The sequence below is a fragment of the Spirosoma sp. 209 genome (assembly GCF_002006735.1).
Classification (GTDB): Bacteria; Bacteroidota; Bacteroidia; order Cytophagales; family Spirosomataceae; genus Spirosoma; species Spirosoma sordidisoli.
On record NZ_MVEC01000004.1, the window covers coordinates 312,775 to 323,462 of the forward strand.

The 10,688-nt window shown below is 54.3% G+C and carries 10 protein-coding genes; 8 read left to right on the forward strand and 2 right to left on the reverse strand.

Going from position 1 to position 10,688, the window contains the following annotated elements; translation table 11 throughout:
- Positions 1-51: 51 nt before the first annotated feature.
- From B1C80_RS09110 to B1C80_RS09130, 5 genes are read left to right on the forward strand one after another with little or no spacing between them, the layout of a single operon-like run.
- On the forward strand, positions 52-1,350 hold the full coding sequence (locus B1C80_RS09110) for a dihydroorotase family protein (protein ID WP_077920758.1): 1,299 nt from the start codon (positions 52-54) through the stop codon (positions 1,348-1,350).
- A gap of 13 nt (positions 1,351-1,363) precedes the next feature.
- The gene (locus tag B1C80_RS09115) at positions 1,364-1,918 is read left to right on the forward strand and encodes a DUF4199 domain-containing protein (protein ID WP_077920759.1); all 555 of its coding nucleotides are present in this window, start codon (positions 1,364-1,366) and stop codon (positions 1,916-1,918) included.
- A gap of 11 nt (positions 1,919-1,929) precedes the next feature.
- A complete protein-coding gene (locus tag B1C80_RS09120) occupies positions 1,930-2,448 on the forward strand; it encodes a DUF4199 domain-containing protein (RefSeq protein WP_077920760.1) in 519 nt (172 codons plus the stop codon).
- Positions 2,449-2,454: 6 nt separating this feature from the next.
- The gene (gene gldF / locus B1C80_RS09125) at positions 2,455-3,174 is read left to right on the forward strand and encodes a gliding motility-associated ABC transporter permease subunit GldF (RefSeq protein ID WP_077920761.1); all 720 of its coding nucleotides are present in this window, start codon (positions 2,455-2,457) and stop codon (positions 3,172-3,174) included.
- Positions 3,171-3,527 (forward strand): VanZ family protein, encoded by a 357-nt coding sequence (locus B1C80_RS09130; protein ID WP_077920762.1) that lies wholly within the window; start codon positions 3,171-3,173, stop codon positions 3,525-3,527. The genes gldF and B1C80_RS09130 overlap by 4 nt, the downstream gene beginning before the upstream one ends.
- A gap of 39 nt (positions 3,528-3,566) precedes the next feature.
- Here the strand turns inward: B1C80_RS09130 and B1C80_RS09135 are convergent, their stop codons facing one another.
- Positions 3,567-4,928, reverse strand: coding sequence for a tetratricopeptide repeat protein (locus B1C80_RS09135; RefSeq protein WP_129600934.1), 1,362 nt, complete (start codon positions 4,926-4,928; stop codon positions 3,567-3,569).
- Positions 4,929-5,266: 338 nt separating this feature from the next.
- Here B1C80_RS09135 and gnd point away from each other — a divergent pair, with 338 nt between their 5' ends.
- Complete coding sequence (gnd, locus tag B1C80_RS09140; RefSeq protein ID WP_077920764.1) at positions 5,267-6,163, forward strand: phosphogluconate dehydrogenase (NAD(+)-dependent, decarboxylating); 897 nt, start codon at positions 5,267-5,269, stop codon at positions 6,161-6,163.
- A 133-nt stretch (positions 6,164-6,296) separates the two neighbouring features.
- On the forward strand, positions 6,297-7,370 hold the full coding sequence (locus B1C80_RS09145; protein ID WP_077920765.1) for a fatty acid desaturase: 1,074 nt from the start codon (positions 6,297-6,299) through the stop codon (positions 7,368-7,370).
- A 34-nt stretch (positions 7,371-7,404) separates the two neighbouring features.
- On the opposite strand, the gene B1C80_RS09150 is transcribed toward B1C80_RS09145, so the two are convergent.
- Positions 7,405-8,280: a DNA/RNA non-specific endonuclease gene (locus B1C80_RS09150; RefSeq protein WP_077920766.1), complete on the reverse strand. Its 876-nt coding sequence runs from the start codon at positions 8,278-8,280 to the stop codon at positions 7,405-7,407.
- A gap of 108 nt (positions 8,281-8,388) precedes the next feature.
- Between B1C80_RS09150 and B1C80_RS09155 the strand changes: the two genes are divergently transcribed.
- Positions 8,389-10,548, forward strand: coding sequence for a tetratricopeptide repeat protein (locus B1C80_RS09155; RefSeq protein WP_077920767.1), 2,160 nt, complete (start codon positions 8,389-8,391; stop codon positions 10,546-10,548).
- Positions 10,549-10,688 lie beyond the last annotated feature (140 nt).

Consider the following 10,688-nt stretch of genomic DNA (forward strand, 5'->3'; position numbering starts at 1 on the left):
TTTTATCTCTCTCCCCGGCCCCTTCCGTTAAAACTGGCAAGGGGACATTGTATGCAACTTCTCATTCGTTCCGCCCGTATTGTTGATGCAGCCTCACCTTTTCATGGCCAGCTGCGCGATATTCAGATCGAAAACGGCCTGATTCGGCAAATCGGCGAAAACCTGGAGGCCCAGGACGGTGTACGTGTACTGGAAGCCGATAACCTGCACGTATCGACCGGCTGGGTCGACCTGCGCGTACTGGCTCAGGATCCCGGTTTCGAGCATAAAGAAGACTTGACCAGCGTTTGCCGGGCGGCAGCCGCCGGTGGCTTCACTGACATTGCGCTACTGCCCAACACCCAGCCCGCTATAGATAGCAAAGGAACTCTGGGCTACGTTCGGCGCATGGCCGAGGGGCAGCCGGTGAGCGTTCATGTGATTGCCGCGATTACCAAAAAAGCAGCCGGCGAGGACTTTACCGACATGCTCGACCTGCACCATGCGGGAGCGGTTGCGTTTTCTGACGGGCATCATCCCTTGCAGAACCCGGATCTGCTGCTCAAGACCCTCCAGTACCTGCAGCCCATTGACGGGTTACTCATGAACCGGCCCGAAGAAACGATGCTGACCCGGTTCGGGCAGATGCACGAAGGCATTCAGAGTACCCTGCTGGGCCTGAAGGGCATACCGGCCCTGGCCGAAGAACTGATGATCGAGCGCGATTTGCGGCTGCTGGATTACGTAATGGCCACCGAACCTGCGACCGATGAGGCCGGGTCCCTGCCGCCTGTACTGCATTTCTCGACCATCTCAACGGCCCGGTCGGTGGAGCTGATCCGGCAGGCCAAGGCGCAGGGGGCACGCATCAGCTGCGACGTAGCCGCCCACCAGCTGCTGTTCGACGATTCGGCCCTGGCTGGTTTCGATACCAATCTGAAAGTGAATCCACCCTTCCGCCCGGCCGATGATGTAGCCGCTCTCTGGGCTGGCCTGGCCGACGGTACCATCGATGCCATTGTATCGGATCATACTCCGCAGGATGCGGAGAGCAAGAACCTGGAGTTCGACCAGGCTGACTTTGGTATCATCGGGCTCGAAACGGCCGTAGTATCGGTCCTTTCGCAGAAGCGGGGCCTGTCCATCGAACAGATCATCGACAAGCTGACTACCCGGCCCCGGCAGATTTTGCGGCTTCAGCCCCTGCGGATCGACGAAGGGCAACCCGCCAGCCTGACGCTCTTTGACCCATCCGGTGCCTGGACGTACGACCAAACGCACTCAAAATCAAGAAATTCGCCGTTCTTTGGACATACCTTCGCCAGTCGGGTGGTTGGTATCGTTCATCAGGGTCTGTTTACCAAGGCCTGATCCATTCCATCTTATGAAAAGCATTCTCGCTTATTTCAGCCATCCGCTCCTGAAAATCCCGCTTCTGGCCGGACTGATAACAGGTGTGTTGTGCTTTGTGTATTTTCTGGCTCTGTACGCACTGGGAGTACCGGCGCTGGGCAACGTTCGGGTGTTGGATTACGGTATTCATATCATCATGCTGGTCGGAACGGTCTGGTACTACCGGAAAAATATCGGTCAGGGCCATATGCACCTCTGGGAAGGGCTGACCATCGGCTACGTGCTGAATACAGCCGCTGCCCTGCTGACGGGCTGGCTGATTTACCTGTTCGTGAGCTACGTTGATCCGGCGGTATGGGTCGAGTACGTCGCCAATTCCAGAAAACTGCTGCTCGAAGGCAAGAAGCAGATTGTCGATCAGTTTGGCCCCGAAACGTTCAACGAACAGTGGGCTAAAGTAACGTCCATGCAGCCCGGCGTCCTGCTGCCCGACGAGCTAACCAAGAAAACTGCGCTGGCGGTGCTGCCCGTGCTGATCATTTCGCTTATCTTCCGCAAACAGGACTATAGCGTTCTGAATCCTTAAACCATAACACCATGACTGATCAACCATCACCCGCCCGCGTGGCCCTTAAATGGGGTGGCCTACTCGGTATTGCCCTGATTCTGTATTCGCTCTTTCTGTTCTTGACCGATAACATCGGAAACACCGGACTGGGTGCTATCACCTACCTGCTGAGTATTGTCGGTATCACGCTGGCCATGCGCGATTTTAGAACGCTGAACGGCGGTTTCATGAGCTACGGCGAAGGGCTAAGCGTGGGCACGCTGACCGCGGCCGTATCGGGCTTGCTATCGAGCCTGTTTTCGGTTTTTTATACCACAGTAATCGATTCGGGCGTTATGGAGCGGATGATGGACCAGGCCCGCGAACGACTGGAAGACAGCGGCCTGTCTGACGATCAGATCGATCAGCAGATGGAGTTCATGCAAATGTTTCAGAGTCCCGGTCTGACGTTTGTTTTCGGGATTATCGGGTCAGTCGTACTGGGTTTTATCCTGTCACTGATCATTGCTGCCTTCATCCGCCGGAACAAGGCAAATCCGTTTGAGTAACCCGCCATGCTGGCCATATTTCGCAAAGAAATAAATCAATTCTTCTCGTCGCCGATCGCTTATATCATCATGGGCGTTTTTCTGGCGGCTATTGGCCTGCTGTTGTGGGTTTTTCCGGACACGAGTCTGCTCGAAAGCGGCTATGCTGACCTGGGTACGTTTTTCAACCTGACGCCCTACGTGATGCTGTTTATGGTGCCGGCCATAACCATGCGCTCGATTGCCGACGAGGTGCGGGGCGGTACCCTGGAGTGGCTACTAACCAAACCGGTGAGCCGCTGGGGTGTGGTTGGCGGTAAATTCCTGGCGAGCTGGCTACTGGTTGCGCTGACGTTGCTCCCGACCCTGTTGTATTACGTAACCCTGTACCAGCTTGGGGCGCCGGTGGGGAATATCGATTCGGCGGGCGTGTTCGGGTCGTATATCGGGCTGCTGTTGCTGGGTGGTGTGTTTGTGGCGGTAGGGGTGTGGGCTTCGTCGCTCAACGACAACCAGGTTGTGGCGTTTGTGCTGGGGGTTTTCTTCTGCTTCCTGCTGTACGTCGGCCTGTCGGCGCTGGCGGGTCTGTCGGTGTTGGGCGGCCTGTCTTATTATCTGTCTTATTTTGCACTCGACGAACAGTACCGGGCTCTGGGCCGGGGGCTGATCGATTCGCGCAACGTAGTATACCTGCTTAGCCTGATTGGCTTATTCCTCTTATTGACCGTCAATCGTCTGTCCCGATGAATGTTGTACTCAATCGCTACCGGATCATGCAGTTTCTGGCGCTCGGCTGGAGCCTGGCCATATTTATTGGCTGCTCATTACCGGGGAATGGCATTCCTGATCTAACCAACAAGGATAAATGGATACACGCGGGTGTTTTTGTCGGCTTCGGCCTGTTGTGGCGACTCTCGGGCCGATCGTCCGGTTGGGTCATCATGGCGGGCATTGCCTATGGGTACCTGATCGAAGTGTATCAGGGGCTGATGCCTTTCATTCATCGGTCATATGACCTCTACGACGCGCTGGCCGACGCCGTCGGAACGGTTCTTGGCGTAGGTCTGGCCTGGCTCGTGCTAAAGCTACTAAAGCCGTGACAGGGTCACGGCTTTAGTAGCTTGAATCAGGTGACCGGGTCAACGCATAGCCGTGGGGCGTTGCGTATTACATTTTTCGGTGATGATCTTGTAAGCCTGAACATAGCCCAGTTCACCGGCGCGGCTCAGGTCGACACAGGCGTTTTGCTCATCGCCCGAGTCATACCGAATAACTCCCCGCAGGTAGTACGCTTCAGGATGGCGCGGGTTCAGTTTGATCGTGCTGTTACAGTCGATCAAAGAACCTCTCTGATCACCGAGCGAAGAGCGGACAACTCCCCGTACAAAATAGGCTTCAGCGTTGGTTGGGCTGAGTTCAACCGCCCGGTTAAGGTCCTGCAGTGCCGATTTCCCTTCACCCGTTGAGTTACGTAAGATACCTCTAACCAGATACGCATCGGAGCGGTCTTCAGCCAGCTCGGTGACTTTGTAGCGATCCTGCACGACTGAGTTCAGCAGAGGCAGCGTACTGGCTGTGATAAATTCGCTGTAATAGGCTTTGGTCTGGGTTGTCAGATTGCCCATCTCGATCGACTTGTCAATATCAGCTACTGCCTGCTTGGGGCTGTCGAGCCGACTCTTGCAAAAACCCCGGCTAAACAGTGCTTTAAAATGATTGGGAGCCAGCGAGATTGTTTTGTCAAAATCGAGAACCGCATTAGCGAAATCACCCAATCTACCTTTGACAAGACCGCGCCGATAGTAGAGTTCAGCATCGTCCTTACTGATTTCCAGCGCCCGGTTAAAATCGTTCATGGCTCCTTTGAGGTCATCGATTTTATAACGGGCGTAACCGCGTCCGGCCAGTGCTTGTGTCTTGTTGGGTGACTTCTCGAGGGCCAGACTATAATCGGCCAGGGCGCCTTTATTGTCGTTGAGCTGCATCTTACAGTTACCCCGCGCCGTCAGGATATTGACGTCGGTAGGCGCCAGGGCGGCCGCTTTGTTAAAGTCAGACAGGGCGCTGTTGATATAATTGATCTGCAGGCGGCAAAGACCCCGCTGGTAGTAGAGCAGCGCATCGTTGGGACTCAGCTCAATAGCCCGGTTAAAATCCTGCATAGCGCCCCGGAAATCCTCCTGACGGGTCCGATTAAGGCCGCGGTAGAGATACGCATTGGCATCGCTGGGATTGAGGTCCAGCGCTATGTCGAGGTCAAGGTTAGAGCCTTGGATGTCGTTCAGGCTGATTTTGGCCAATGCTCTGTTGTAATAACTGGGAGCATTTTCAGGATTGAGAATAATGGCCGACGTGAACGCCTGTAACGCACCCGTGTAATCCTTAGCATTACTCTTGGTAACACCTTCGTTGAAGAAATCTGCCGCCGTTTGCTGGGCGTTTGTTGATGATGCACATAGCGTAAAGGAACAAATAGTACAAAGTAGGAAAAGATACCTCATAAACATTTAAATGGGCTAGTAATCAGAGAAATTGTCCAACAAATCTAATTAGAAACATTCTGGAATAGGTATGATTATTGCTGTTTTTGTAACCTAGATAGTAAATAATTACTACTAGTTGCATTATTTATATTAAAAATTAGTTTTATGTTATTTTATCGAATAAATATACTTTTATTTATTTATAGTATATAAAAATGGGAGTGCAGATATAGTGAATAGATTAGACTATGGGTTAAACTAAGACTGCTCAGGAGTTGATTGCATAAAACTGTCGGTAGTTGGGGCCATACTCTGGGAAAAAATCGCCAATTTGACCGCTCAAACCATTGGTAGTTATGCATATTGGATTCATTGGCTTAGGCAAGATGGGATTTAATCTCGTCAGTAACTTAGTGAAACACGGACATACGGTTGTCGGCTATGATATCAACGAGGACCTGGCAAAAGCGATCACGACGGTTGGGGCGCAGGGGGTTACCTCCCTTCAGGACCTTTATAACGCCCTGCCTGAAAAGCGCGTCTTATGGATGATGATTCCGGCCGGTCCCCTGATCGACAATGTGATTGAGCAGCTACTGGCTGTCATGCAGGCCGGTGATACGGTCATTGATGGTGGCAATTCGCACTACAAGGACTCGATCCGGCGGCATGCCTATCTGAAAGAAAAAGGCATCGGGTATCTGGATTGTGGTACCAGTGGCGGAATCAACGGCGCACTCAACGGAGCCTGTACTATGGTCGGGGGCGATGCTGACGTAATTGAACCGCTCCACCCCGTTTTCAACGACATTTCGGTCGATAATGGCTATCTGTATACCGGCCCGGCGGGTAGTGGACACTTTACCAAGATGGTCCACAATGGGATCGAGTATGGCATGATGCAATCCATAGCCGAGGGTTTTGAAGTGCTGGAGAAGAGCCAGTTTCCCTTCGACTTCGAGGCCGTGGCCCGCATGTGGAGCAACGGGTCGGTGATTCGCGGCTGGCTGATGGAGCTAACCGAAAACGCCTTCCGGAAAGACGCCCGGCTCGACGAAATTCAGGGCCGTATGTTCTCATCGGGTGAAGGAAAATGGACCCTCGAAACGGCGCTCGATCTCGGCGTACCAACGCCCGTTATCGCCCTCTCGCTCATCACTCGGTATCGGTCGCTTCAGGATGATACCTTCACGGGTAAAGTAGTGGCGGCCCTGCGTAATGAGTTTGGCGGTCACGCAGTTGCAAAAAAATAGACCTGGTCCAATCTAATTAGTATTTTTTCGTTATAATTGTCAGAGGGCCTGGGCAGTTTCGATTGTCGTAACAGCAATTGAAACTGTCAGGCTCTTTTTTACAAGTAGTAATCTTGTACGTTATACCGCTTCGATGAAAACTCTTAACGCTATCTATGACCCTGTTTTTACGAGCCGTTCCTACAACCAGGTCGATCGTTTTTTTCTCCAGTATATCAAAGACGAACGCGATCTGCCGTTCATTTACCTGACCCTCCGCATCACCTTTACCCTCATTCCGCTGGCGGTGTCGCTTTTTCTGCTCCCGCTCTTCAGCTGGATGTGGTGGGCGGCCGCTGCGGTCCATTTTTTTATCAGTAACTTCATGTTCAAAGGGCCGTTCGGGCTGATGCTCCACTGCACCAGTCACCGCCCTTTCTTCAAACCGGAATACGGCTGGCTCAATAACTACCTGCCCTGGATCGTGGCGCCTTTCTTCGGCCACACCCCCGAAACCTATTACAGCCACCACATAGGCATGCACCATCCGGAAAATAACCTGGAGGATGACGAAAGCAGCACGATGATGTTCCAGCGGGATAGCTTCCGGAGCTTTCTGGCCTATTTTGGACAGTTTTTCGTGCGGGGTGTATACGACCTGCTGGCCTATCTGCGCTGGAAAAACCGGCCGAAGCTGGCCAGGCGGGCACTGATCGGCGAAACTATTTTTGCGATCGTCTGCATTGGACTGTGCTTTATCAACTGGCCGGCAACGGTGCTGGTCTTCCTGCTGCCGCTGGTGATCTACCGGCTGATTGCCATGCTCGGCAATTGGACCCAGCACGCCTTCGTCGATGGGCAGGACCCGGGGAATGCCTACAAAAACAGCATTACCTGCATCAACGTGAAGTATAACAAGAAATGCTGGAACGATGGGTACCACATCAGCCACCACGTCCGGCCCGCCATGCACTGGACCGAACACCCGACTTTTTTCCAGAAAACAATCGATAAGTACGCTCAGCACCGGGCCATCGTTTTCGACGGGCTCGATTTTCTGCAGATTTTCTTTCTGCTCATGCGGGGGCGCTACGATGTGCTGGCCGCGCACATGGTCAATCTGAACAATACGTTTGCCGATGATCAGGACGCGATCGCGCTTCTCAAATACAGAACCCAGCGCATACCGCTTCGGCAGGAGGTGCCGGCAGTGCCAACACTGGCGTAACAAAAAAGCCCGGCTGAGTAGCCGGGCTTTTTTGTTAGAGGCTTCCGCTATCGATTCGGGCTTCGATAACCTGTTGAACATCGGTCGGTACGGCCGACAGAAAATCATACCCGGTCAGCCGTTCCAGCGCATCGACAGAGGTCAGGTAAGCGCGCCAGGGTTTGTCGGCTGCCGTTTGGGTGTTGGGGATCGTGACGGCAATCAGCCGCGTGGCGGTGGTTAGCTGAAACGTTTTATCAGCCCCGGCCGGAACCACGACGATAATTTTCCAGAGCGCGGCCGGAACGGTCAGCTTTCCACCTGCCAGCGAGCTGGCATACCCGTTATTGCCGGTGCCCCCGGTGCCGCTGGTACCGGCAATAACATATACATCGCTACCGTCGGCTATGAGTTGCCGTTCATATTCTTCGAGCGATCGCCAGACTTCGCGATTGTGGCGCGGGGCTTGTGGCACGATGTTGGATAGGAGAAAGGTAGCAGCATTATCTTCCGATGTAGCATCGCGATCGTCGGAGGGGCACAGGTGTCCCCGGTCGAAGCCCGTGTTGGTGTAATCGGCCGGGCGGGCAGCGTACCAGCCAGCAGGCAGGGTCGGGTCGGGTCTGAACTCATCCGTTCGGCGGACATTTCCTTTCCAGGACTGGTTCAGGTGCCAGCTTACCCAGTTCGCTATGCCCCGACTGCGGCTATACGAAAGAGTGTACTGACGTTTGGCGAGCAGGTAGTTGTCCGGGTCGGCGGTAGAGGCCGCGCTGGGGTTGCCCAGGGCCAGGTTGTCGGCCTTAAGCAGATCAGCCGCCTGCGGAGCCGGTGTACGAATGCCACGACAGGCGCTGAGGGTGGCCGCTATGCTTACCAGAAGCGCAATAGTTCTGAGCTGATGTATCACCTGAATTGATTTTGCTGACATTCTTGCGGAACTTTACAATGAATATACGTAACCGGTTTCTTCTTACTCTAGCGAGTAAATTTATGGAGCCGCAAAATTGACCTAAAATAAAGACAGTACCCTGCTGTTATGGCCAAAAAAAAGCAACCCATCGGCCCCCGTCCGGTGGCCCCCAAACCAGCCCCAGCGCCCGCCACCAGTTCTATACGGACGGCACCGGTACGGACGGCCGAGTCGTCGGTCCGGCCAGCTGCCACGCGTCTGGCCGAGTCGTCGACTTCCGATCTGCCAATCAGTAAACGTCGGGTAGCCTGGTGGCCGCCCGTCCTGCTGGCCCTGCTCGGTGGGGTTCTTTACGTAAATACCTTCGGTCATCAGTACGCGCTCGATGATATTGCCGCTATCGGGCAGAACCTGTTCGTGAAAAAAGGCTTTGCCGGTATTCCGGACCTGCTCCGGACCGAGTTCTGGCACTTCAGCAACATATCCCTTGGCTACTACCGCCCGCTGTCGCTGATAACGTTCGCGCTTGAGCAGCAGTATTTCAAAGACGATCCGAACATCAGCCATATGATCAATACCGGGCTCTATGCGCTGACCGGCCTGGTGCTGGGCGTGCTGCTACAGAAATGGCTCGACCGAAAAACCATTATCGCGTTCCTGATCGGGCTGGTGTTTATCGCGCATCCGATTCATACGGAGATCGTGGCCAACATCAAAGGTCGCGACGAGATATTGAGCTTTCTGTTCATCAGCCTGATGCTGCTCTCGTACTGGAAACATCTCGAATCGACCGAATCGCTCTGGTTCAAAGGCCCTGTTTCTGACTGGCCGCTGGGTGGTTTGCTGGGCCTGTTTTCGGTGATTGCTGGCTGGGTAATCGGCAGTAGTCTGATGGTCAATACCTTTGGCAGCACGGCAGGCGGTATCATGGGCGTCATTATCATGGGCGCCCTGTCCGGAAGCTGGCTGGGGCTGGCCTGTGCCTCGCTCTATTTCGCGTTCCTTTCCAAAGAGTCGTCTATCGTAAGCCTGGCCCTGATTCCGGCCATGCAGTACTGGTTTGCCCGCCGAAACGTTTGGCAGTCGCTGATCAGTTTGTGGCCGTTTCTGATCGTGGCGGCTCTGTTCTTCTACCAGAAACAGAAGATGATCGGTACGCTCAGCGGTACTCCCCCCGTTGACTGGGCCAACTACCCCTACAAGATTCTGCAGACCGAAAAATCAACCACGTTCAAATTCCTGCTGTACTACATCCGGCTGCTCGCGCTGCCGCATCCGCTGGTCTACGACTATTCGTTCAACGTAATTCCGTCGGGTAGCAAAGGCGATATAATGACCTGGGCGGGCTTTTTCTCGCTGATCGGTCTGCTGGTGCTGGCCTGGCGCGGCTTCGTTCAGCGCACGCTCTGGGGGTTCGGTATCTTCTGGTTCTTTGTTACCATGGCGCCCGGACTCGGCTTTATCTGGATGCGGGGCGGCATTTTTGCCGAGCGGTTTACCTATGCGGCTGTTATGGGCTTTGCCTTCGTGCTGGTATGGGCGCTGCAAAAACTGCTGGTGCGGGGGGCTGCTGGCGCTGAGCCAACGGATGGCAAGCCCGTACCGGTTCGTTATGCGTCCCTGCTGGGGCTCATGGCGGTAGTGGCCGGCCTTTATTCGTTCAAAACCGTGGAGCGCAACCGCGACTGGGAGAATAACTTCGTGCTGTTCAACTCGGCCCTGCCTTACGCGCCTACCAGCTGTCAGGTACAGCGTCACGTGGCCAACGAATGGATCGAGAAAGGACTGAAAGACCGGGCCAAGGCCGACTCCATTGCCAATGCCGTGAACGGCATCAAGCCCAAGCCAACGCTCGAGCAGGTGAAAAAAGGACAGGCCCTGATCGATAGTAACATTGCCCGGGCCAACAAGCATGGTCGCTGGGCGCTTGACCACCTGCAGGAGTCGACCCGTATCTACCCCAACTTCGGCGAAGCTTACTTCTCGATGGCTTACGTCTTCCAGAAAATTACGCCTAACGTAGACTCGGCCAAGTATTACTACAAGCAGACCATTCGGGCGGCTAATGCCTATGCTCCTGCCTATAATAACCTGGGCGTGATTTATCAGGGCGAAGGTTTTGCGCAGAACAACCGGCAAAAACTCGAGCTGGCTTCGTACTACTACAACCGATCTATGGTGGTTAACCCGGCTTACGTAGACGGGCAGAACAACCGGGCCGCGTTGATGAAAGCAACCGGACTTGACGTCAAAGCCCTGCCCGACTCGATTCTGAACAAGTACTAAGTTTCGTCGCTGTACATATGCTGGGTATCAGACCGGTTCGCTGGTCAGGTACCCAGTTTTTTTTGTGGCTCCAGGCAAACGGGCCGTCGGTAAGCGTATGGCTGCCTGCGCCCTGCCTGGCTACGCGTAAACAGTTTACG